This is a genomic window from Bacillus atrophaeus, from assembly GCF_039519175.1.
GTDB lineage: Bacteria > Bacillota > Bacilli > Bacillales > Bacillaceae > Bacillus > Bacillus atrophaeus.
Genome location: NZ_CP154443.1, coordinates 3,645,149 through 3,666,115, shown reverse-complemented (window position 1 = coordinate 3,666,115; position 20,967 = coordinate 3,645,149). Strand labels below are relative to the sequence as shown.

Genomic DNA, 20,967 nt, shown 5'->3' with positions numbered 1-20,967 from the left:
AAGGCACGAATTACAACATTTTTAAGGCTGTGATAGAACACTCCCGCTTTTTGCACAACGCATGCCGGGCTTTCTTTATAGAAGACGGAAGAAGAGGACGTTGGTTCCTCTTACATTAGCATTTATCATATCGTATTGTTTAAGACAAAGGAATGCAATGTTTGAAGCAGCAGTTATATACGAATGTTTACCGTTTGTTTTGCATAGCGAAAAGGGTAAAATAAACACAGCAGGAATGAAGGAGGGCAAGTGAATGTCAATTTATGATATTGAAGTCCGCACGATTACCGGAGAAGAAACGACGCTTCAGCCATTTGTCGGCAAGGTCATGATCATTGTCAATACGGCCAGTAAATGCGGTTTTACTCCTCAGTTGAAACAGCTTCAGGAGCTGTACGATACATATCAGCAGGAGGGTCTGGAGATTTTAGGATTTCCTTGTAATCAATTTATGAATCAGGAACCTGGGGATGAAACGAGTATACAAGAATTTTGTAAAAAAAATTACGGTGTTACCTTCCCGATGTTTGCGAAAATAGATGTGAATGGAGCGAAAGCCCACCCGCTTTTTACTTATTTGACCGAACAAGCAAAGGGAATGCTGGGGACGAAGGCGATAAAATGGAATTTTACGAAGTTTGTCGTGGATAAAAAAGGAAATATCGTCGGCCGTTATTCTCCCAATACCAATCCGAAAGAGATTGAAGATACAATTTTAAAGCTGTTAGCTGAGTAAGGGGTGTTCTGGTGAAAGAACAAAAGAGTATACAGCTTGAGCACATCAGACAATGGGTGAAAGAAGCGTTAACGAATGAGAGAACAGGCCATGATTGGCAGCACGTAACAAGGGTTGCCGAGCTTGCTCTGTATATAGGGAAGACAGAAAACGCCGATCTTTTTATTATAGAAGCAGCAGCTTTGGTCCATGATTTAATTGATGCGAAAATCGCTCTGGAACACAGATTGGAGATTCAAGAGGTAAAGGAACAGTTGGCGTCCTTCGGGGTCTCACACGAACAGATCAGGCAAATCGCCGACATCATTACAACAATGTCTTTTCGGGACAGAGAAAGGCTTGCCGAAAAGCCTCTTTTAATAGAAGGGAAAGCAGTCCAGGATGCTGACAGACTGGATGCGATCGGCGCTGTCGGAATTGCCAGAACTTTTATGTTTGCTGGTACAAAAGGGAACAGTCTATATGGGACTGAAAACAGCGCTTATGCACACTTCTCCGATAAATTACTGCTGCTCAAAGACATGATGAATACAGAAACAGGCATAAAACTCGCAGATGAACGGCACGAATTTTTGCTTCGATTTATCAGACAATTTCAAAGAGAGACTTCAGGGCTCGACTGTGAAACATCGTAATAGAAGGCTTGGAATGACTGTGATAGAATAGGTCACAGATATTTCATAGGAGGACAAACATGAAGATAAAATCAATTGAACCGACGCCAAGTCCGAATACAATGAAAGTGATTTTAACAGAAGAGCTTCCAGCCGGTAAAAGCAATAATTATAAACCGGATCAAACAGAGGGCGCACCGCCTGTTGTGGCGGAAATTTTAAAAATTGAAGGTGTAAAAGGCGTGTACCACGTTGCTGACTTTCTTGCCGTGGAACGGAATGCGAGATATGACTGGAAGGACATTCTGCCGCAAGTTCGTTCTGCATTCGGTATGGAGAATACAGAAAGCACAGAGAGCCGCTCTGACCAAGAATCCTTCGGAGAAGTAAAGGTATTCGTCCAAATGTTCAGCGGAATCCCGATGCAAGTGAAATTATCGGATGGAGAACGGGAAGAACGCTTCGGCTTGCCCGAGCGGTTTCAGCAGGCGATATTAAAACTCCGGTCTGAAGCTTCAAATGTCGTATTTGAGCGGACCTGGAAAGAACAAGGCGTCAGATTTGGCGACTTTACAGAAATCGGGCATGATGTGACAGAAGAGCTGCAGGCGGCATACAGTGATGAGCGGCTGCAGCGATTAACAGAAGCAGCGGCCGAAGGAAAGGGCGAAGAAAAGCAGGCCGTTCAGCGTAAGTCATACCGAGTTACACTTGAGATGCTTGATGATGAAGACTGGAAGCAGCGCTACGCCCATCTTGAACAGATGGACCCGAAAGAAGAGGACATACCGGTTTTAGCGAAGGCGCTTGATGATCCGAAAACGTCTATTAGAAGACAGGCTGTTGTTTACTTAGGCATGATTGAGTCATCTGATGTACTTCCGCTTCTATATAAAGGGCTTGAGGATAAGACGGTTACGGTCAGAAGAACAGCTGGTGATTGTCTCTCAGATATTGGCGATCCGCAGGCGATTCCGGCAATGATTAAATCATTAAGCGATTCAAGCAAGATTGTCCGCTGGCGCGCTGCGATGTTTCTATATGAAGTCGGTGACGAAAGTGCTGTTGAAGCATTAAAAGCGGCTGAAGATGATCCGGAATTTGAGGTGAGCCTGCAAGTGAAAATGGCGCTTGAACGTATTGAACACGGCGAAGAGGCAAAGGGCTCTGTATGGAAGCAAATGACAGAGAGCAGAAAAAAAGATCAATAGATATAAATGAAAAAGGTGCTGAATTGGCACCTTTTTTTATTGAATTGACTTTTTATAAAAATTATTGCGAATATTGTTGAAAAATGTTTCGAAAATATATATAGTAAGTAACAATATAAACAGTTGGAGGGTTTGCATCGAGAAAAAAGCTATATAAATATAAAAAAAACACGTCTAACGAACCAGGCGGGGTGCGGCCTTAATGTGTTTCTTCGACAAATTTGCAAAAACAGCCCACAAATAAACTGAAAATTGTTAAAATAAAATCCAATCAAATAATTGAAAGTATTTAGGGGGATCACCATGGCAGAATTACGCAGTAACATGATCACACAAGGAATCGACAGAGCACCACACCGCAGTTTGCTTAGAGCGGCGGGAGTAAAGGAAGAGGATTTCGGCAAACCGTTTATCGCGGTTTGTAATTCATATATTGATATCGTTCCCGGTCATGTTCACTTGCAGGAATTTGGAAAAATCGTAAAAGAAGCAATTAGAGAGGCGGGGGGCGTTCCTTTCGAATTTAATACGATCGGTGTAGATGACGGTATTGCCATGGGGCATATCGGCATGAGATATTCGCTTCCGAGCCGTGAAATCATTGCGGACTCTGTGGAGACGGTAGTCTCGGCTCACTGGTTTGACGGAATGGTCTGTATCCCGAACTGTGACAAAATCACACCGGGAATGCTAATGGCCGCTATGCGGGTCAACATTCCGACTATTTTTGTCAGCGGAGGCCCGATGGCGGCGGGAAGAACAAGCGACGGCCGCAAAATTTCTCTCTCTTCTGTATTTGAAGGTGTCGGGGCATATCAGTCCGGGAAAATCGGTGAAAGCGAACTTCAGGAATTAGAACAGTTCGGCTGTCCGACGTGCGGATCTTGTTCCGGAATGTTTACAGCAAATTCAATGAACTGCTTATCAGAGGCGCTTGGCTTGGCTTTGCCGGGGAACGGAACCATTTTGGCGACATCACCTGCGCGTAAAGAGTTTGTCAAGAAATCAGCCACACAATTAATGGAAACCATTCGCAAGGATATCAAACCGCGTGACATTGTGACTGAAAAAGCCATTGACAATGCGTTTGCATTGGACATGGCGCTTGGCGGTTCAACCAATACAGTGCTTCATACGCTTGCCCTCGCAAACGAAGCGGGAGTTGAGTATTCTTTGGAACGCATTAATGAAGTGGCTGAGAGAGTGCCTCACCTAAGTAAACTTGCACCGGCTTCTGATGTGTATATTGAAGATTTGCATGAAGCGGGCGGTGTATCAGCTGCATTGAACGAGCTTTCTAAAAAAGAAGGGGCGCTTCATTTGGACGCGCTGACTGTTACGGGAAAAACACTGGGTGAAACCATTGCCGGACATGAAATAAAAGATTACGATGTCATTCATCCTCTTGATCAGCCTTTCACTGAAAAAGGCGGACTTGCCGTTTTATTTGGAAACCTGGCACCAGACGGCGCCATTATTAAAACGGGCGGCGTGCAGGACGGAATCACAAGACATGAAGGCCCTGCTGTTGTATTCGACTCACAGGATGCTGCGCTTGAGGGAATCATCAATCGTAAAGTCAAAGCGGGCGATGTTGTCATCATTCGTTATGAAGGACCTAAAGGCGGGCCGGGAATGCCGGAAATGCTTGCGCCGACTTCACAAATCGTCGGAATGGGGCTGGGGCCTAAAGTGGCTTTAATTACCGACGGGCGTTTTTCAGGGGCTTCGCGCGGACTTTCAATCGGCCACGTTTCTCCGGAAGCTGCTGAAGGCGGACCGCTTGCGTTTGTTGAAAATGGCGATCATGTCATTGTTGACATTGAAAAGCGGATCTTAGATGTGCAGGTCCCTGAAGAAGAATGGGAAAAACGGAAAACGAATTGGAAGGGGTTTGAACCGAAAGTAAAAACAGGTTATTTGGCCCGTTACTCGAAACTTGTGACAAGCGCCAACACCGGAGGTATCATGAAAATCTAGCCGGCAGAAATTTGCATATTTGAAATCCGCTCCTCTCTATAGTATCCTTTACATCAGATAAAGGAATATAGAGGGGGCTTTTTTTATGTCAATGGCTTATGAAGAATATATGCGCCAGCTGGTTGTGCCAATGCGCCGCGAGCTGACTGGAGCCGGTTTTAAAGAATTAACGACGGCCGAAGAAGTAGAAGGTTTCATGGAAGAAGCGGAGGGCACTGCACTAGTAGTCGTCAATTCTGTTTGCGGCTGTGCAGCGGGCCTTGCGCGTCCGGCAGCAACACAGGCCGTGTTACAGCATGATAAGGCGCCGGATCAGACTGTTACCGTATTTGCAGGCCAAGATAAAGAAGCAACTGCAAAAATGCGTGAGTATTTTACCGGCCAGGAACCATCCTCGCCCTCCATGGCTCTATTGAAAGGGAAAGAAGTCGTTCATTTCATCCCGCGTCATGAAATTGAGGGGCATGAGATGGAAGAGATTATGAAGAACTTAACGGATGCCTTTGACAAACACTGCTAAAATGCCCGTATTTCGGGCATTTTCTTTTTAGGAGAAAGATGATGATCACAACCAGTTATAGACCTTCTGATCAAACCGTACAATTAGCCAAAGCGCTTTCCAAAGAGCTGCACACCGTTTATTGTGACCGAAATAAACAGCCAGTTGAAAAAATACTGGAAACATCGGAAAATGATTTGCTGGTTATCGGTAAAGAACGATTCGAACTTTATACAAAGAATGGCGGAAAATTCTTCTTTCATCCGAATACAGCAATGTTCAGAGCGAAAAGGTTTTTGCGCGGCGAACAAGAGCCCATGCTGAGAGCGGCGGAATTGTCGGCTGGCGATTCCTTTTTAGACTGTACACTCGGTCTAGCCTCTGATTCCATTATGGCAAGCTTGGCCGTAGGTGAAACAGGCACGGTTATCGGACTTGAGAAACATAAACTCATATCGGTTCTTGTAAAAAAAGGCCTCCATACATGGGAAACAGGCGTGGAACCGCTTCAAGCTGCAATGAAGAGAATTGAAGTCAAGCATGCTGATTGTTTCGACTACCTGAAGCAGCTTCCCGACGATTCCGTTGATGTCATTTATTTCGATCCGATGTTTCACGAGCCTGTTGAGGCATCAGACGGCATTGCTCCTTTGCGGAACTTAGCAGAAGAGCTGTTTCCGGCAGAAGACTGTATAAAGCATGCAGTCCGCGCCGCCAGAAAAAGCGTCGTGCTGAAGGATCATTGGAAAAGCCCTCGGTTTGAACAATACGGTTTCAATGTGTTTAAAAGAAAAACGGCGCTTTTCCACTTTGGCGTCATCAAAACAAGCTCATGAAGAATCGTCATGAGCTTGTTTTAATCAGTTACTTCCATGATGATAAAGTAAAGCAGCGTAATCAGTGAAGCAGCGGCGAACAAAGCGTTAATCATATGTTTTCCCCCTCTCTTTTCCCACTATTGTAAGCGTTTTATTGAAGAAAGCAAAGTAACAATTCTCCTATATTATATTTACGTATCATACATGACTGAGCCTTCATTATATGCTAGAATAAGAGAAACATTACAATAAAATAGAGAGGAATAAGCAGTCATGCAATTGTGGATGAGAAAGACCCTTGTGGTTTTATTTACCATTGTGACGTTCGGGCTCGTGTCTCCTCCGGCTGCTCTGATGACAGACAAGCCTTCCGGACAGCCGAGCAGCCTTGAGCAGAATGATTACACCGTTTTTTATGATGAGCATGATCTGTACGAAGAACACGGACGGGAAGGCAGGCTGGAACCTGAATTGCTTTTCCAGTCATACAAGGACCAGCTTCTTGACCGCGCGGAGGATCAATCATTCTTGAAATTTGGAAGTAAGATTGCGCCGGTGATTGAAGATGACTACCGGAAAGAGGTCTTGCCGAAAATCGAAAGCGTCATAACTTCTTATTTAGCGACATTGCAAGACAATGAAGCTTATCAGGACGTTGTGATTTCCGATAAGCCTTCAGCAGGAAAAACGGAAAAAATCTTCCATGTTTACAATCGGACAACCGGAGAAGATCTTCTCAGATTCCATGTGCGCCGGGACCATCCGCCGCATGAAGGGTATTGGTTTAATTTTCACTATCATACAGCTGAAGACGGATTTCAATCGCATCATGAGCTTGGGAGCATCTATTGGGATCGCAATACGCCTCCCAACTGGATGAGCGCTTAAAAGGAGATGCCATTCCAAATGAAAAAATATACAATGAACGAAATGGTAGACATTACAAAAGATATGCTGAATAAAAGGGGCGTGATGATTGAGGATATTGCGAGCATTGTACAGAGGCTGCAAGAGAAGTACAATCCGAATCTGCCGCTCAGCGTATGTGTGGAAAATGTAGAAAAAGTTTTGAACAAACGGGAAATTATCCATGCGGTGCTGACAGGGCTGGCGCTTGATCAGCTTGCCGAGCAGAAGCTTTTGCCTGAACCGCTTCAGCATCTCGTTGAAACGGATGAACCGTTATACGGAATAGATGAAATCATCCCTCTTTCCATTGTTAATGTATACGGTTCGATCGGATTAACGAATTTTGGCTATTTGGATAAAGAAAAGATCGGCATTATTAAGGAACTTGATGAAAGTCCGGACGGCATTCATACGTTCCTTGATGACATTGTGGCAGCCCTGGCGGCCGCCGCGGCCAGCCGCATCGCTCATACTCATCAAGATCTTCAAGATGAAGAAAAAGAACAACAGGGAGAAAAACCCGTCGTTCATTAATAAAAAAATCATTTCTGAGAAATTGTGCAGAAATGATTTTTTATTGTGTTACACTACTACAAGACTACTTTTTAAAGGATGAAAAAAATGAAACAATATAAAGACTTATGTCGTCACGTGTTAGAAAATGGTGAAATAAAGGGAGACCGTACCGGAACTGGAACAATCAGCACATTCGGCTATCAAATGCGCTTTAATCTCCAAGAAGGCTTCCCGATGCTTACGACAAAAAAACTTCACTTTAAATCCATCGCTCATGAATTGCTTTGGTTTTTAAAGGGCGAAACGAACGTAAAATATCTTCAGGATAACGGGGTGCGCATCTGGAATGAGTGGGCGGACGAGAATGGAGAGCTCGGACCGGTGTACGGCTCGCAATGGCGCTCATGGCGCGGGGCTGACGGGGAAACGGTTGACCAGATCACACGTCTGGTTCATGATATTAAAACAAACCCGAACTCAAGGCGTTTGATTGTCAGCGCTTGGAACGTCGGAGAAATTGACAAAATGGCTCTGCCGCCGTGTCATTGCCTGTTTCAATTTTACGTGGCAGACGGCAAACTGTCCTGCCAGCTGTACCAGCGTTCGGCCGATGTATTTCTAGGCGTGCCGTTTAATATTGCGTCCTATGCACTCTTAACCATGATGATTGCTCATGTAACAGGGCTGGAGCCTGGTGAATTTATTCATACTTTTGGTGATGTCCATATCTATCAAAATCATACAGAGCAGGTGAACATGCAGCTGACAAGAGATGTGCGTCCATTGCCGAAGCTTCGTTTTGCAAGAGAAGTTAATTCTATTTTCGACTTTACATTTGATGATTTTATTGTAGAGGACTATGACCCTCATCCGCATATTAAAGGAGCTGTAAGTGTATGATTTCTTTTATATTCGCGATGGACGAAAACAGGCTGATTGGAAAAAACAATGATTTGCCGTGGCGGCTTCCGAACGATCTCGCTTATTTTAAAAAGGTGACGACAGGCCATGCCATTGTGATGGGCCGGAAAACTTTTGAGTCCATTGGCCGCCCGCTCCCGAATCGGAAAAACATCGTGGTGACATCAGCAGATAAAGCTGAATTTCCGGGCTGTACAGTTGTCAGAACAATTGAAGATGTTCTGACAACCGTCTCTGATGCAGAGGAGTGCTTTGTTATTGGGGGCGCACAGCTCTATCAGGCTTTGTTCCCTTATGCTGACAGGCTGTATATGACAAAAATTCACCATACATTTGACGGGGACCGTTTTTTCCCTGAGTTTAATGAAGACGAATGGAAGCTCATTTCTGAAGAACAGGGAATCAAAGATGAAAAAAACCCGTACAATTATGAGTTCCTAGTATACGAAAAAAAGAATTCATCTGAAGCGGGAGGACTTTAATTGATTCGCTTTTGCTGTCTTGTGATTTACATTGTGTATATGCTTGTAAAGAATATTAAACAATTGTTTAATCTAACGATGATAGACCCTCGCCTTTCGTACGAAAAGCAAATGAAACTGGTCTATGAACAGCCAAAAGCGTTTATGAGAGGCTGTATTGATGTGTCGGGTTCTGTCATTACAATCAATCAGACTGAATCCATTCCGAACGGTCCTGTTTTATATGTCCATTCTCACTTGCGAACGGCTGACCTAGTTTTACTCGCAGGACATGTGCCGGGTCCCGTGTGTTTTATCGCAAGCCCAAAGGCTTTTCGGATTCCGTTTATGGGGAAATGGCTGGAGCGAATGAATGTGATAAGGGAAGAAGGCAATCCGGAAGTAATGCATGAATACATCACGGAGCATTTGCAAAAAGGACAGAGCATGCTTCTGTCGAGAAAGGGAAGTGCTGATCCCGAGGAGATCGCCGCCCGGCTGAACTTGCCGATTGTTATGGTGGAGACAGAAGGCACTGATCATTTGCTTCGAGGGACGCTGTTTAAGCGATTAAAAACATCGGAAATTGAAATGTCATTAAGCCGGGTCTATTATCCCGCGGAACAAAAACAGCTTCGTGCATAAAAAAGCACAGTCTCTTGAAAAAGAGACTGTGCTTTTTTGGCAATCAGAGAAACGGAACCTTTACACAGTAGAACAATACGCAGAAAAACATGGCCGCGCTGCCGCCTAATACAAAGCTGTGCCAAATCGCATGATGGAAAGGTATCTTTCTCCAAATATAAAATATCGTTCCAAGGGAATATAATATGCCGCCGAGTAAGAGAAGGCCGAAACCGACACCTGTTAATGAAGCGTACAACGGTTTAACGGCAATAATCATCAGCCAGCCCATCAACAAATAAACAAGTGTTGATACAATAATAAATCGTTTAACAAAGAAAATTTTAAATACAATCCCGCCGAGTGCTAAAGACCACACAATAATCAGCATCGTGAATCCGAGTGTGCCTTTTAACGGACCGAGCAGAAACGGCGTGTAAGTTCCGGCAATCAGTACATAAATGGCGGAATGATCAATAATCTCCAAAATATCTTTTGTTTTTTTGTGCTGAATGCTGTGGAGCAGGGTGGAGCTCAAATACAACAGCAGCATAGAGACTCCAAAGACGGAAAAACTGACAATATCCCATACCGTGCCGTAATTCGCCGAAAAGATCACTAAATACACAATGGCTGGGATTGATAAGAGAACACCTAAACCGTGTGTGACGGCATTTGCAATTTCTTCTTTTATTGTATACATCAAATACTCCTCTCTTCTATTGAATCATTTGCTTTTGCAATGAATGTAAAAAATCTAAGCCTTCCATTGTAATCTTCGTACCCGCCCGGCCGCGGCTTTTTGATACATAATCCTTTTTTTCCAGATAATCGAGACGGTTTCTTACCTGCTGGGGCGTCAAGGCTGTGTTTGTGTCTTTGCTCAGTTCGGATAATATCCTTCTGCTAGCAGGTTCGCCTTTTTCATTTAATGCTTTGACCGATTCTAAAATAAAGATAAATTCTTCTTTTTCCATCAGCGTCAGCAATTTTGATTTTTTCTTTGAGGATTTTGCTAAAAGTCCGTTTTGTACATCCGGCGGGACATCATGCGGATGGATGGTGCTTCCGCTCGAGACGGCAGCCATATAATCCGCCGTATTTTTTAATTCTCTGACATTTCCTTCGAATGGATGTTGCTCAAGTAATGGATAAACAGATGGGTCGATATGCAAATGATGCCCAGTATGACTAAGAAAATACTGGATAAGCAGAGGAATATCGCTTTTTCGTTCAGAAAGCGCGGGCAGTGATAAACTCAGTATATTCAGCCTGTAGAACAAATCTTGCCTGAACTGTTTTTTCTCAATAATGTCTGTCAGCGGAATACTGGTTGCACAGATGAAGCGTGCATGTCCGTCTGCTGCAGGCTGTGAATCGACAGCTCTCAGCAGCTGGTCCTGTATCCCGCGGGGCAGGCTCCATATCTCATCGAGAAATAAAGTCCCGCGCGCTGCTTTTTGAATAGCGCCGTCTGAACCGAACAGCTCGTATTCAAGCTGTTCTTCTGATTGTGTACTGCAATTAATGCTGATAAATGGTTCGTTCTTTCTGGCCGATTTATGGTGAATTGCCGCAGCGAAATGTTCTTTTCCCGTTCCGACTTTTCCTGTGATCAGTACAGGAAGGCCAGACGAGGCGAACTGCATGGCGATCCGTTTAGCTTCGAGAAAAGCCTTATGTTCTCCTATCAAATTTTGAAAAGAGAGGTTGTGAGCGGCAGTATTCATTTATTGGCTCCTTTTGGTTCTAATTGGTTAAAGTATAACACCCCAATTCATGAGAAAACAAGTTTCCTGTTCAATCTTTCATTTTTTATTTAGTAAATATAAAAAATTCTCTTATTATTCGAATATTCATGCTATAATGGCATATTAAATAAGGATTTAAAATAAGAAAGGAATCTGTGCATGAAACCGTTGCTTAAAGAAAACTCTCTCATCCAAGTTAAAGATATTTTAAAGGCCCACCAAAATGTAAAGGATATTGTCATTCATACTCCTTTACAAAGGAATGACAGACTTTCTGAGAGATACGAGTGCAATATTTACGTAAAAAGAGAAGACCTTCAGGTGGTCAGGTCATTCAAGCTACGTGGAGCTTATAATAAGATGAAGCAGCTCCCTAAAGAGCAGACTGAAAACGGAGTCGTGTGCGCAAGCGCCGGAAACCACGCCCAAGGTGTTGCGTTTTCGTGCAAACATCTGGGAATTCACGGTAAGATTTTTATGCCGTCAACCACGCCGAGGCAAAAAGTGTCTCAGGTTGAGCTGTTCGGAAAGGGATTTATTGATATTATCCTGACTGGAGATACATTTGATGACGCTTATCACAGCGCCGTCGAGTGCTGTGATAAAGAAAACCGCGCATTTATTCATCCTTTCGATGATCCGGATGTCATGGCCGGACAAGGAACAGCAGCTGTCGAAATCTTAAATGATATTGAAGTAGAGCCGCATTTTCTATTTGCGAGTGTCGGAGGAGGCGGCCTGCTTTCCGGCGTCGGAACATACATGAAAAACATTTCTCCTGAAACAAAAGTGATTGCAGTCGAGCCGAAGGGCGCCGCATCTTATTTTGAATCAAATAAAGCAGGGCATGTCGTAACGCTTGATAAAATTGACAAATTCGTTGACGGGGCCGCTGTGAAAAAAATTGGCGATCAAACGTTTAAAACGCTTGAATCGGTAGTGGATGATATTCTGCTCGTTCCTGAAGGAAAAGTGTGTACATCAATCCTGGAATTGTACAATCAATGCGCCATTGTCGCAGAACCGGCGGGGGCACTTTCCGTTGCCGCTTTGGATTTATACAAAGAAGAAATAAAAGGAAAAAATGTAGTGTGTCTCATCAGCGGAGGAAACAACGATATTGGCAGAATGCAGGAAATGAAGGAGCGGTCTATGATTTATGAAGGGCTTCAGCATTATTTTATCGTCAATTTTCCGCAGAGAGCGGGCGCGCTTCGTGAATTCCTAGATGAAGTGCTGGGACCTAATGACGACATTACTCGTTTTGAGTATACGAAAAAGAACAATAAAAGCAACGGACCGGCTCTTGTCGGCATCGAGCTTCAGTACAAAGAAGACTATGAACCGCTTATTGCGCGAATGGATAAAAAACCATTCCATTACTTGGAAGTGAACAAGGACCAGGACTTGTTCCATTTGCTGATCTAATTTTTTCTAAAAAAACCGCATAAAATGACAGACAACTATTCCTCCGTTTTTATATAATAAAAGAAAACAATCAAAAAGAGGATTGATAGCTTGTTACTCAAAAGCCTAGAGTTCAAACGCCGGGACGGGATTCAGGTAAAAGTGACAGAAATACCCGTATTGAAGGAAGATGAGAACCATTTTTTTATGATGAATCAAAACCTTCAGCTCTATTTGAAGGAAGTGTTTTCATCAGACAGCAGGGCACAAGTGTATTCTTTCCGACAGTATATGAAACGCCGTATGAAATGGAAGGATTATCAGGCTATTTTTCACCAAGAGTCATTAAAACATAATGCGTAAAAACGGATTCTATTCCTAAGCACACACCCTTATGATGACCGCGGAAACCACTGGCGGCACATAGGGGATGCTGTGCAGGGATTTTTTTATGCCGCATCTTATTCAACATCCATGGCCTCTTAAGATAAATCAGGCGCATGATGGCGGTTATTTATGAAAGCGTTTTTAGCTGATAGGGAGGATGAAGCAGATGCGATATGTGAAATGTGTGGCAGCGGCTGTTTTTTTGCTGATGCTCTGCGCTTGCGGCGGGCAGCAAATAAAAGATCCGCTTAATTATGAAATAGAGCCATTTTCTTTTAAAAATCAAGATGGGAAAACTGTATCATTGGATCGTTTAAAAGGAGAGGTTTGGCTGGCTGACTTTATTTTCACAAATTGTGAAACAGTTTGTCCGCCTATGACGGCTCATATGACCGATCTTCAAAAAAAATTGAAGGCAGAAGATGCGGATGTCCGGATCGTTTCCTTCAGCGTAGACCCGGAGAACGATACGCCGAAAGAGCTGAAGAAATTTGCCGCTAATTATCCGATGTCATTTGATAATTGGGACTTCCTTACGGGATACAGTCAAAGTGAAATCGAAGCATTTGCACTTAATAGTTTTAAATCGATTGTGAAAAAGCCGGAGGGAGAAGATCAGGTGATTCACCAAACCTCCTTTTATTTAGTCGGTCCGGACGGCAAGGTGCTTAAAGACTATAATGGTGTTGAAAATACCCCCTATGAAGATATTATTGCTGATGTGAAAGCTGCCGAAAAGCTCAAGTAAACTCGCAGAACAGCCATTTTCAAAATCTGAAAAACATGTTACACTTTCCTCTAGTAGATTGGGGAAGGAGCAACAAGATTGAAACTGCGCATTTTGGTACTCATTGCCAGTATGATTTTGCTTCTTACAGCCTGTACAAGTGTTCGGCAAACTGCAACAGAGAGAGAGCAAAAAGCCGAGGAACAGAAAAACAAAGAGCATATTGTGGTCGCCGCTATAGGGGATTCGCTGACAAAAGGAGTCGGAGATCCTGAAGGCAAGGGTTATGTCGGCAAGGTGGCGGAAGCATTAAAATCAGACGGGCAAGTAAAAACAGTAGATGTGAAAAATTATGCTGTCCAAGGGCATCGTACGGATGACCTTTTGAAAAAGCTTGACGATAAAAGCGTTCAAAATGGTTTAAAAGATGCTGATTATATCTTTTTTACAATTGGCGGCAATGATCTTATGAAAATTCTGCGCCAAAATTTCTTGCAATTAACGCTCGAACCCTTTCAAAATGAAGAAAAGCCTTTTGAAAAGCGGTTCAAACAAATCATCAGTAAAATAAGAGAGCAGAATGATGAGGCAGAGCTTATATATGTCGGCATGTATAATCCGTTTGCGTTTACTTTGTCTGAATTAAACGAAATAGACGGGGTTGTAACGGATTGGAACAAAATCGCGAAAAAAGAGCTGAAAGCGGACAAGAACGCAGCGATGACGAATGTCGAAGATTTATTTGCCAAAAAAAGTGACAGTAAACGTATTTCTGAAGAAGATGATTTCCATCCTAATGGAACAGGATATTCATTAATAGCAAAACGGGTCTATAACACCATTGTAAAAGAAGGGTTACCAGCAGAATAGGGTGAATGTATGAAGAAGTGGAAACGTTTGTTTTTTATCCTTTTGGCTTTAAATATCATTGTTGCCGGCGGAATCGCGGTGTTGATGATTTTACCGGGGGAAAAAACAGACATGCAGCAAACGAAAACGAATGAATATGGTTTTAATGTGACAAGCACAAAAGAATCACTTGCCGCATTTGTCAATTCGTACTTAAAGGATAAGGCATCAAACCAGCTCGATTATAAAGTCGAAATTGATGACGATGTACAAGTGGTAGGGAAGATCAAAGCTTTTTCATCAACGATTGATGCATTTGTCGCCTTTCAGCCGATCGTTCAAGAAAACGGTGATGTTGAGCTGGAAGTCACGAAATTTTCATTAGGGAAATTAAGTATTCCGATTAGTTTTGTTTTAAATTATATGGACAGCTTTTATGAACTTCCTTCTTTTGTCCATGTGCATCCAAGCGACAAAAGTATTGAAGTGCGTCTGTCAGAGATGCCATTATCGAATGGAATGTATGTAAAAGCGGATAAGATTAATTTAGAAGAAGATGAAATTGAATTCTCTTATTATCATCCTAAACAATAGCGTGTAACAGGAGTGACCGAATTGAAGCGAATTTATCAGTATTGCAGTTTATTGGCTTGCGTGTTTTCCTTCTATTTCGGCTGGCTTGCGTATCTTCATCTGGCCAGAGAAGATATAGATCAAATGTATTTAAACATCGCTTATTGCGCTTTGTTTCTGAGTGTGACGGTGTTTACATTTGATGTAAAAGATCGAAAAAAAACCGATAAATCATAAAGGTACAACAAGAGACATGCCAGATCGTCTCTTTTTTTATGCGATTGAACCGCAATAAATTAGAAGATGAGGAGAAAATATGAAGTCTTATGATTTTACAAAAGGGCATGTGCTGAAACAGTTAGTCTTGTTTTCAACGCCTATTTTGCTTGGAAACATGCTGCAGGTGTCTTTTCAGTTTATAGACAGCTTATGGGTCGGCAACTTATTGGGGGCAAAGGCGCTTGGTGCTTCCGCGGTTTCCGGCACAATTGTATTTACGGTGCTGTCATTTATTTTGGGGCTGAATAATGCCACTTTGACGATTTTATCTCAGCAAAAAGGAAAAGATGATGAAAAGGGAATGGCATCTTATATTAATGCATTCGTCATTTTGATGACAATGTTAAGCGTCGTGTGCGGTGCGGCAGGATTTTTCTTATCTGATTTCTTGTTGCGCCTGCTGCATACACCGGAAAATATGATTCCGCTTGCTGACATCTATTTAAAAATTCATTTTATCGGGATACTTTTTTTATTCGGCTATAACTTTATCAGCACAGTGCTCAGGGCGATCGGGGACAGTAAAACGCCATTGCGGTTTATCGCTTTTGCGGTGATCTTAAACACCTTATTGGCCCCGGTGTTTATTTCTGTTTTCCATTGGGGAATTGCAGGAGCTGCCTATGCGACGCTTTTGTCACAGGGTATTGCGTTTCTTTACGGTCTTTTTTATGTCATAAAAAATAAGCTTGTTCCGTTTTCTGTGCCAAGAAAGCCGAAGTGGAAGGAATTTGGATTAATTCTGAGGCTTGGCATTCCTGCGGGATTGCAAATGATGGTCATTTCAGGAGGAATGATGGCGATCATGAGCGTCGTCAATTCGTATGGTGAGCATGTCGTTTCAGGATTCGGCGCTGCCCAGCGGCTTGATAGTATTATTACTCTTCCGGCGATGGCGGCGGGTACGGCAGTCAACAGCATGGCTGGCCAAAATATCGGAATTGGAAATTATAAGAGAACGGGGGAAATTGCTAAGCACGGTGTAATGTATGTGTTTGTCTGTATGCTGCTGATTGCGGTCTGTATCAGCCTGTTCGGTAAATACGCGATTGGTTTATTTATTAAGGAACCAGAGGCGGTTCGTTTCGGGGAGGAATATTTGCGGTGGATCGCATTCTTTTATCCTTTTATCGGAATTAATTTTGTGCTGAATGGAATCGTCAGGGCATCCGGCGCCATGATGCAGGTGCTGCTTCTGAATATTATATCGTTTTGGGTGCTGAGATACCCGTTTACTGCCATCTTTTCAGCTTGGCTTGGAGAAAAAGGAATAGGGCTCGGTATAGGTATGAGCTTATTGTTTAGCAGCTGTGCCGCTTTTTTATATTACCGATACGGCCGCTGGAAAACGATGAAGCTGTTTGAAAAGAAAAAAGCACAATCCGGCTGAGCGGAATGTGCTTTTTGTTTTTATCGTTTTTTATCGAGCTTGCTGAACAGCTCGATTAAGGTTGCGAGCTCTGCATCAGTATAGCAATCGAAACGTTTAAAGAAATATTCTGTTTTTTTCTGATTGAAATGTTCAACGATTTTCTCACCGGCTTCGGTGATGTGAATTCTGATAATGCGCCTGTCTTCTTTTGAACGGATTCTCGTAATCCATTCCTTTTCCACCAAGGCGTCAGTAACAGCGGTGATATGGCTTGCCGACACTTCTAATATCGGAGCGAATTCTGTAACCTTTTTAGGTCCTTGCTCACTGAGCAGACGCAGAATCGTAAATTCATTTCGGGATAGCTCTTTATCTAAGATTTCATTAACTTCATTGCGTATTTGTTTAAATACTTTACGGAGTAAAGCTTCCATATCGTACATCATTTGAGTTCTTACTTTCAAATTGTGAACCTCCATTACATAATCAGCGTGGTTTCAACTTATAAGCTTTTTTACCGAAAAGCAGAATCATTTTCATTCTATTTTTACATGCTATAATATAATAATACCACGTATTAACAAAGGAGGCACCAGTATGTCTGAAAAAAAAGAAATCGCCACATTTGCAGGGGGCTGTTTTTGGTGTATGGTCAAGCCGTTCGATGAACAGCCGGGAATCGAAAAAGTGGTATCCGGGTATACAGGGGGCCATACTGAAAACCCTACGTACGAAGAAGTGTGCAGTGAGACAACGGGCCACCGGGAAGCGGTTCAAATTACTTTTCAACCTGATGTGTTTCCCTATGAAAAGCTGCTTGAACTGTTTTGGCAGCAAATAGATCCGACAGATGCCGGCGGGCAGTTTGCTGATCGGGGCAGCTCTTATCGCGCGGCCATCTTCTATCATAATGAAAAACAAAAAGAGCTGGCAGAGGAGTCGAAAAAAAAGCTTGAGGAAAGCGGAATTTTCAAAGCTCCAATTGTCACTGATATTTTGAAAGCAGAGCCTTTCTACGAAGCAGAGGATTATCATCAAGGTTTTTACAAGAAAAATACGGCCCATTATCAGCGTTACAGGATAGGTTCAGGGCGAGAAGGTTTTATTAATCAGCACTGGGGGGCAAAATAAATGGCAGGTAATAAAGAAGAAAAAATAAAATCATTAAACCGAATGCAGTATGAAGTCACGCAAAACAACGGGACAGAGCCGCCGTTTCAAAATGAATATTGGGATCATAAAGAGGAAGGCCTCTATGTAGATATTGTCTCAGGGAAGCCCCTTTTCACTTCAATGGATAAATTCGATTCCCATTGCGGCTGGCCAAGCTTTACAAAGCCGATTGAAGATAAAGAAGTGGAAGAAAAAGTAGACACGACCCACGGAATGATTCGTACGGAAGTGAGAAGCCGGACGGCGGACTCGCATCTCGGCCATGTATTTAACGACGGCCCGGGACCAAGCGGACTGCGCTATTGCATTAATTCTGCCGCTTTGCGGTTTATACCAAAAGATAAGCTGAAGGAAGAAGGATATGAAGCCTACCAGCATCTATTTGACAAGTAAAACAAAAACAGGCCTGCCCAGTAAATGATCAGGCCTGTTTTTTTTGCTTTTTTCTGTCAGACTAGTTATGCTAAAATTTTACTGAAGTCATTGTCAAAAGGGGAATATGATCATGCTTGGCATAAAAGTTGATAAATTCAATGAAAGTCTTAAAATCAGTTGGCAACTATCCCAAATTGAAATTCCAATCAAAGAAATAAAAGATGTCTCTCTTGATCTGACTTATGGGGGAGAGGAGAAAAATGCAATAAGAATAGGAACTCCTTATGGCACTACAGATAGGGTAGTGATTAAAACAACAAATAACACTTACATCTTGTTCACCACTAATGTGAATTCCACTATGAACAAAATTGATGCCCTCTTAAGTAATTGAAGTCCTCTTAGTTGTTGCTCTTGTAATCATGAAGCATAGAAAATCTGGATAATTGTTGATAGGGGACAGGGACATGGAAGAAGGCAAACTTATTCACTTGATGCTTGCTGGTATGAAAGAAGCTATTTCAAAGTAGGGTCCTTTTCCAATGATTCAACCAGGTGGCTATGTTTTAAATGAAAATTAAACATTTATACAATCACAATTACGTAAAAACGCCATAAGAAATCTTATGGCGTCTAACCGAGCAATGGAGGTACTCCTAACATATCTGTTAAATGGGAACGCCTTCTGGATAGCCTCCGAAGAAAGATGCTCCAACAATGATTAATAAGATGAATAGCACCACGATTAATGCGAAGGAGCTACTACCATAACCATTTGAGTATCCCATATGTCCACCTCCTTTAAAAGAGGATAGTACATGATATGCTGATTAAACTAGTTCGATAGGGTTGCTAGTTTAAATTGATATTAAAATGATTGCTTAGTCTAAGTAAAATATTCCTTACCATTCAGGGCTATACGTAAAGAGTTAGAGGGAAATTATACAACGGAAATTTTCATGATTTCCCGGGCAAGCGCAGTATATGACAAATTAGAACAAAAGCAGACGGATTAAGTAAAAAGAACTGTAACGGAAAAATATGACCGTAAGCTAAAATACATTGATCTAAGAGACATTAATAAGCCAGACTGTGGCTAGGTTGGGGCAATATTGAGTACCTGTTAGAACTACATGAAAAAGAAATGAATAAGACTGGATGATAAAAAGAGGAGATAAGAAATGTGGAATATGCCAAAGTCAAAGGTGAAAATGTAGTCATCAGCCTACCGATTGATTTGTTAGAGGCGGCATAAATTAATGAAACATCTGTAAACAGTGAAACCGGTCAGATGAAATCAATTTTTAAAAAGCATACCGTTACAAATTCAGATCCCAATCCTTCATGAGTGCATTTCATAATGAGGACAATAATTGACAAAAATTCAGGACACAGTCAACTGGTCAAAGCATGAAGATGATTTTACCCAAATTTCACAACTGAAACGCGCATGTACCAAGATGTACAAGGCGTTCCAGAAGGCGATACTTTCGTCTTTTGCTTCGCTCGTTTCTTTAAAAAAGTTTGATCATTTTCTAATTATGTTGTTCCACAATCACCAGTTTGCTGAAACTCAAACGATTACTATTTTTTCACAATCGGTATCCATATTTCACTTTTGAAAGTTGGCGAGGTTACATCTTTATTCTCATTCCACAGGATTTCTGGGCCTTCTATTTGTTCATAGTTTGAGGATGGAAACCATTCGGAATAAATGCGTCCCCACACATCTTGCAGCGTATCAGGGAATGGTCCGATTGCTTCGAAAACCGCCCATGTAGAGGTAGGAACTTCAAGCTGTGTTAAGTTATCTGGACACTCCTTAGTTGTTGCTGCTCCAATATAGTGATCAAGCTCTCCGTCTTCCTCCATCCTGCTTTCAGAAAAGTTCGTGGATGCACTAAGCAGCCCCATAGGTTCGACATTAGAAAGTTTTTTAAGTTTATTGATCGTTTCACCATTTAAACTTTCCCACATAGAGGAAATCTCTGGATTAACCCCGTTGAAAATTATAGAAACTCTTTTCTTAATACCAACAATGCGAAATGCCTCTTTTTCTTTAATTCGATAGTTCATTGCACTTCCTCCTATAATTGATAACTGGAAGGTCATTCGTGGATAAGCTTTAAGTGAATGGCCATTATTTCTGGCTTCTGTCGGTGTTATGCCATGCAAATTTTGAAAAGCTCTTGCAAAAGAATCTGGTGAGTTATAACTGTATTTCATCGCAACGTCAATGACCTTTACGTCGGTTTCTTTAATATCAAATGCTGCAAGAGTAAGTCGTCTGCGGCGAATGTATTCCGACAGCGTAATACCTGCAAGGAAGGAAAACATCCTTTTAAAATGATATTCGGAGCAGTAAGCCACCCTTGCTACTTCTTTAAAGTCAATATCATTAGTAAGGTTTTCTTCAATATACTTTATTGCTTCGTTCATATTTTTAAGTAAATCCATTTTTATGACCTCCTTTATCAATAGCATAGCAGGAGTTGAATGTATCCATCCGACATTTCGTGCACCATTATGTAGGATCAATTTTAATAAAAAAATTAATATACATAAGAAGAGGGATATAGAGAGACATTCTGAGGCTTATTTGACAATCAAGAAAGAACTAAATAATTACGACTATGCTGATACAGACGAAAACCATTGGATATGAAAACCTAACAAGAGCAACAAAGATATTTCACTGAGGAGTTATGGAAGAAAAACGATGAGATACGGCTATTACAGGAACAGATAAAACATTTGTACAATCAGCAAATGGTCTCAAGCGCAT

26 protein-coding genes and 1 pseudogene are annotated in these 20,967 nt (G+C 42.1%); 22 read left to right on the top strand and 5 right to left on the bottom strand.

What is annotated here, in order from left to right; genetic code table 11:
• The first annotated feature begins 253 nt into the window (after positions 1-253).
• The 11 genes from AAHT65_RS18235 to AAHT65_RS18185 all read left to right on the top strand — a co-directional run bounded on the left by AAHT65_RS18235 (position 254) and on the right by AAHT65_RS18185 (position 9,310).
• On the top strand, positions 254-736 hold the full coding sequence (locus tag AAHT65_RS18235; RefSeq protein WP_106271225.1) for a glutathione peroxidase: 483 nt from the start codon (positions 254-256) through the stop codon (positions 734-736).
• An 11-nt stretch (positions 737-747) separates the two neighbouring features.
• Positions 748-1,371 (top strand): HD domain-containing protein, encoded by a 624-nt coding sequence (locus AAHT65_RS18230; RefSeq protein WP_106271227.1) that lies wholly within the window; start codon positions 748-750, stop codon positions 1,369-1,371.
• A 59-nt stretch (positions 1,372-1,430) separates the two neighbouring features.
• Entirely contained in the window at positions 1,431-2,561 is a 1,131-nt protein-coding gene (locus tag AAHT65_RS18225) for a conserved virulence factor C family protein (protein ID WP_010788994.1), read from the top strand.
• Between the two features lie 303 nt (positions 2,562-2,864).
• On the top strand, positions 2,865-4,541 hold the full coding sequence (ilvD, locus tag AAHT65_RS18220) for a dihydroxy-acid dehydratase (protein ID WP_003325699.1): 1,677 nt from the start codon (positions 2,865-2,867) through the stop codon (positions 4,539-4,541).
• 85 nt (positions 4,542-4,626) lie between these two features.
• Positions 4,627-5,061 (top strand): BrxA/BrxB family bacilliredoxin, encoded by a 435-nt coding sequence (locus AAHT65_RS18215; RefSeq protein WP_088117428.1) that lies wholly within the window; start codon positions 4,627-4,629, stop codon positions 5,059-5,061.
• A 41-nt stretch (positions 5,062-5,102) separates the two neighbouring features.
• On the top strand, positions 5,103-5,876 hold the full coding sequence (locus tag AAHT65_RS18210) for a class I SAM-dependent methyltransferase (protein WP_088117427.1): 774 nt from the start codon (positions 5,103-5,105) through the stop codon (positions 5,874-5,876).
• A 255-nt stretch (positions 5,877-6,131) separates the two neighbouring features.
• On the top strand, positions 6,132-6,746 hold the full coding sequence (locus AAHT65_RS18205) for a YpjP family protein (protein ID WP_003325702.1): 615 nt from the start codon (positions 6,132-6,134) through the stop codon (positions 6,744-6,746).
• 18 nt (positions 6,747-6,764) lie between these two features.
• Positions 6,765-7,301 (top strand): phosphatidylglycerophosphatase A family protein, encoded by a 537-nt coding sequence (locus AAHT65_RS18200; RefSeq protein WP_010788989.1) that lies wholly within the window; start codon positions 6,765-6,767, stop codon positions 7,299-7,301.
• A gap of 87 nt (positions 7,302-7,388) precedes the next feature.
• Positions 7,389-8,183 (top strand): thymidylate synthase, encoded by a 795-nt coding sequence (locus AAHT65_RS18195; protein WP_088117426.1) that lies wholly within the window; start codon positions 7,389-7,391, stop codon positions 8,181-8,183.
• Positions 8,180-8,686, top strand: coding sequence for a dihydrofolate reductase (locus tag AAHT65_RS18190; RefSeq protein WP_094232241.1), 507 nt, complete (start codon positions 8,180-8,182; stop codon positions 8,684-8,686). The genes AAHT65_RS18195 and AAHT65_RS18190 overlap by 4 nt, the downstream gene beginning before the upstream one ends.
• The gene (locus AAHT65_RS18185; RefSeq protein WP_343310639.1) at positions 8,687-9,310 is read left to right on the top strand and encodes a lysophospholipid acyltransferase family protein; all 624 of its coding nucleotides are present in this window, start codon (positions 8,687-8,689) and stop codon (positions 9,308-9,310) included.
• A gap of 43 nt (positions 9,311-9,353) precedes the next feature.
• Here the strand turns inward: AAHT65_RS18185 and trhA are convergent, their stop codons facing one another.
• Both trhA and AAHT65_RS18175 read right to left on the bottom strand, forming a co-directional pair.
• Positions 9,354-9,992 (bottom strand): PAQR family membrane homeostasis protein TrhA, encoded by a 639-nt coding sequence (gene trhA / locus AAHT65_RS18180; protein ID WP_343310638.1) that lies wholly within the window; start codon positions 9,990-9,992, stop codon positions 9,354-9,356.
• Between the two features lie 16 nt (positions 9,993-10,008).
• Entirely contained in the window at positions 10,009-11,019 is a 1,011-nt protein-coding gene (locus AAHT65_RS18175; RefSeq protein WP_343310637.1) for a sigma 54-interacting transcriptional regulator, read from the bottom strand.
• Positions 11,020-11,199: 180 nt separating this feature from the next.
• On the opposite strand from AAHT65_RS18175, the gene ilvA reads away from it, so the two are divergent.
• The 7 genes from ilvA to AAHT65_RS18140 all read left to right on the top strand — a co-directional run bounded on the left by ilvA (position 11,200) and on the right by AAHT65_RS18140 (position 16,652).
• Complete coding sequence (ilvA, locus tag AAHT65_RS18170; protein WP_010788984.1) at positions 11,200-12,468, top strand: threonine ammonia-lyase IlvA; 1,269 nt, start codon at positions 11,200-11,202, stop codon at positions 12,466-12,468.
• 90 nt (positions 12,469-12,558) lie between these two features.
• Entirely contained in the window at positions 12,559-12,810 is a 252-nt protein-coding gene (locus tag AAHT65_RS18165; RefSeq protein ID WP_003325710.1) for a DUF2535 family protein, read from the top strand.
• 190 nt (positions 12,811-13,000) lie between these two features.
• Positions 13,001-13,582, top strand: coding sequence for an SCO family protein (locus tag AAHT65_RS18160; RefSeq protein ID WP_003325711.1), 582 nt, complete (start codon positions 13,001-13,003; stop codon positions 13,580-13,582).
• A 78-nt stretch (positions 13,583-13,660) separates the two neighbouring features.
• A complete protein-coding gene (locus tag AAHT65_RS18155; protein WP_094232236.1) occupies positions 13,661-14,431 on the top strand; it encodes an SGNH/GDSL hydrolase family protein in 771 nt (256 codons plus the stop codon).
• A 9-nt stretch (positions 14,432-14,440) separates the two neighbouring features.
• Positions 14,441-15,004 (top strand): YpmS family protein, encoded by a 564-nt coding sequence (locus AAHT65_RS18150; RefSeq protein WP_340639450.1) that lies wholly within the window; start codon positions 14,441-14,443, stop codon positions 15,002-15,004.
• Between the two features lie 21 nt (positions 15,005-15,025).
• A complete protein-coding gene (gene ypmT, locus AAHT65_RS18145) occupies positions 15,026-15,220 on the top strand; it encodes a protein YpmT (RefSeq protein ID WP_010788982.1) in 195 nt (64 codons plus the stop codon).
• Positions 15,221-15,299: 79 nt separating this feature from the next.
• Positions 15,300-16,652 carry an MATE family efflux transporter gene (locus AAHT65_RS18140; protein ID WP_343310636.1) on the top strand — a complete coding sequence of 451 codons (1,353 nt, stop codon included), beginning with the start codon at positions 15,300-15,302 and terminating at the stop codon, positions 16,650-16,652.
• Between the two features lie 20 nt (positions 16,653-16,672).
• Here AAHT65_RS18140 and AAHT65_RS18135 read toward each other — a convergent pair whose 3' ends face one another.
• Complete coding sequence (locus tag AAHT65_RS18135; protein WP_003325718.1) at positions 16,673-17,098, bottom strand: MarR family transcriptional regulator; 426 nt, start codon at positions 17,096-17,098, stop codon at positions 16,673-16,675.
• Positions 17,099-17,231: 133 nt separating this feature from the next.
• Here AAHT65_RS18135 and msrA point away from each other — a divergent pair, with 133 nt between their 5' ends.
• The 3 genes from msrA to AAHT65_RS18120 all read left to right on the top strand — a co-directional run bounded on the left by msrA (position 17,232) and on the right by AAHT65_RS18120 (position 18,576).
• Positions 17,232-17,765 carry a peptide-methionine (S)-S-oxide reductase MsrA gene (msrA, locus tag AAHT65_RS18130; RefSeq protein ID WP_106360656.1) on the top strand — a complete coding sequence of 178 codons (534 nt, stop codon included), beginning with the start codon at positions 17,232-17,234 and terminating at the stop codon, positions 17,763-17,765.
• Complete coding sequence (gene msrB / locus AAHT65_RS18125) at positions 17,766-18,200, top strand: peptide-methionine (R)-S-oxide reductase MsrB (protein ID WP_003325720.1); 435 nt, start codon at positions 17,766-17,768, stop codon at positions 18,198-18,200. It begins immediately after the preceding gene.
• A gap of 112 nt (positions 18,201-18,312) precedes the next feature.
• Positions 18,313-18,576, top strand: a complete 264-nt coding sequence (locus tag AAHT65_RS18120) for a hypothetical protein (RefSeq protein WP_088117418.1) — start codon at positions 18,313-18,315, stop codon at positions 18,574-18,576.
• A 274-nt stretch (positions 18,577-18,850) separates the two neighbouring features.
• On the opposite strand, the gene AAHT65_RS18115 is transcribed toward AAHT65_RS18120, so the two are convergent.
• Together AAHT65_RS18115 and AAHT65_RS18110 are read right to left on the bottom strand one after the other, a co-directional pair.
• Positions 18,851-18,970, bottom strand: a complete 120-nt coding sequence (locus AAHT65_RS18115) for a YjcZ family sporulation protein (protein ID WP_343310634.1) — start codon at positions 18,968-18,970, stop codon at positions 18,851-18,853.
• A gap of 796 nt (positions 18,971-19,766) precedes the next feature.
• On the bottom strand, positions 19,767-20,639 hold the full coding sequence (locus tag AAHT65_RS18110) for an AraC family transcriptional regulator (RefSeq protein WP_343310633.1): 873 nt from the start codon (positions 20,637-20,639) through the stop codon (positions 19,767-19,769).
• Positions 20,640-20,715: 76 nt separating this feature from the next.
• On the opposite strand from AAHT65_RS18110, the pseudogene AAHT65_RS21725 reads away from it, so the two are divergent.
• Positions 20,716-20,882 (top strand): annotated as a pseudogene (locus AAHT65_RS21725) (hypothetical protein); the annotation flags it as partial.
• Between the last annotated feature and the right edge of the window lie 85 nt (positions 20,883-20,967).

Excerpts from the sequence above, each read along its gene's own strand:
- AAHT65_RS18235 (WP_106271225.1), top strand. The coding sequence starts at position 254 with ATGTCAATTTATGATATTGAAGTCCGCACGATTACCGGAGAAGAAACG.
- AAHT65_RS18225 (WP_010788994.1), top strand. The coding sequence starts at position 1,431 with ATGAAGATAAAATCAATTGAACCGACGCCAAGTCCGAATACAATGAAA.
- ilvD (WP_003325699.1), top strand. The coding sequence starts at position 2,865 with ATGGCAGAATTACGCAGTAACATGATCACACAAGGAATCGACAGAGCA.
- AAHT65_RS18215 (WP_088117428.1), top strand. The coding sequence starts at position 4,627 with ATGTCAATGGCTTATGAAGAATATATGCGCCAGCTGGTTGTGCCAATG.
- AAHT65_RS18210 (WP_088117427.1), top strand. The coding sequence starts at position 5,103 with ATGATCACAACCAGTTATAGACCTTCTGATCAAACCGTACAATTAGCC.
- AAHT65_RS18205 (WP_003325702.1), top strand. The coding sequence starts at position 6,132 with ATGCAATTGTGGATGAGAAAGACCCTTGTGGTTTTATTTACCATTGTG.
- AAHT65_RS18200 (WP_010788989.1), top strand. The coding sequence starts at position 6,765 with ATGAAAAAATATACAATGAACGAAATGGTAGACATTACAAAAGATATG.
- AAHT65_RS18195 (WP_088117426.1), top strand. The coding sequence starts at position 7,389 with ATGAAACAATATAAAGACTTATGTCGTCACGTGTTAGAAAATGGTGAA.
- AAHT65_RS18190 (WP_094232241.1), top strand. The coding sequence starts at position 8,180 with ATGATTTCTTTTATATTCGCGATGGACGAAAACAGGCTGATTGGAAAA.
- trhA (WP_343310638.1), bottom strand. The coding sequence starts at position 9,992 with ATGTATACAATAAAAGAAGAAATTGCAAATGCCGTCACACACGGTTTA.
- AAHT65_RS18175 (WP_343310637.1), bottom strand. The coding sequence starts at position 11,019 with ATGAATACTGCCGCTCACAACCTCTCTTTTCAAAATTTGATAGGAGAA.
- ilvA (WP_010788984.1), top strand. The coding sequence starts at position 11,200 with ATGAAACCGTTGCTTAAAGAAAACTCTCTCATCCAAGTTAAAGATATT.
- AAHT65_RS18160 (WP_003325711.1), top strand. The coding sequence starts at position 13,001 with ATGCGATATGTGAAATGTGTGGCAGCGGCTGTTTTTTTGCTGATGCTC.
- AAHT65_RS18150 (WP_340639450.1), top strand. The coding sequence starts at position 14,441 with ATGAAGAAGTGGAAACGTTTGTTTTTTATCCTTTTGGCTTTAAATATC.
- AAHT65_RS18140 (WP_343310636.1), top strand. The coding sequence starts at position 15,300 with ATGAAGTCTTATGATTTTACAAAAGGGCATGTGCTGAAACAGTTAGTC.
- msrA (WP_106360656.1), top strand. The coding sequence starts at position 17,232 with ATGTCTGAAAAAAAAGAAATCGCCACATTTGCAGGGGGCTGTTTTTGG.
- msrB (WP_003325720.1), top strand. The coding sequence starts at position 17,766 with ATGGCAGGTAATAAAGAAGAAAAAATAAAATCATTAAACCGAATGCAG.
- AAHT65_RS18120 (WP_088117418.1), top strand. The coding sequence starts at position 18,313 with ATGCTTGGCATAAAAGTTGATAAATTCAATGAAAGTCTTAAAATCAGT.
- AAHT65_RS18115 (WP_343310634.1), bottom strand. The coding sequence starts at position 18,970 with ATGGGATACTCAAATGGTTATGGTAGTAGCTCCTTCGCATTAATCGTG.
- AAHT65_RS18110 (WP_343310633.1), bottom strand. The coding sequence starts at position 20,639 with ATGGATTTACTTAAAAATATGAACGAAGCAATAAAGTATATTGAAGAA.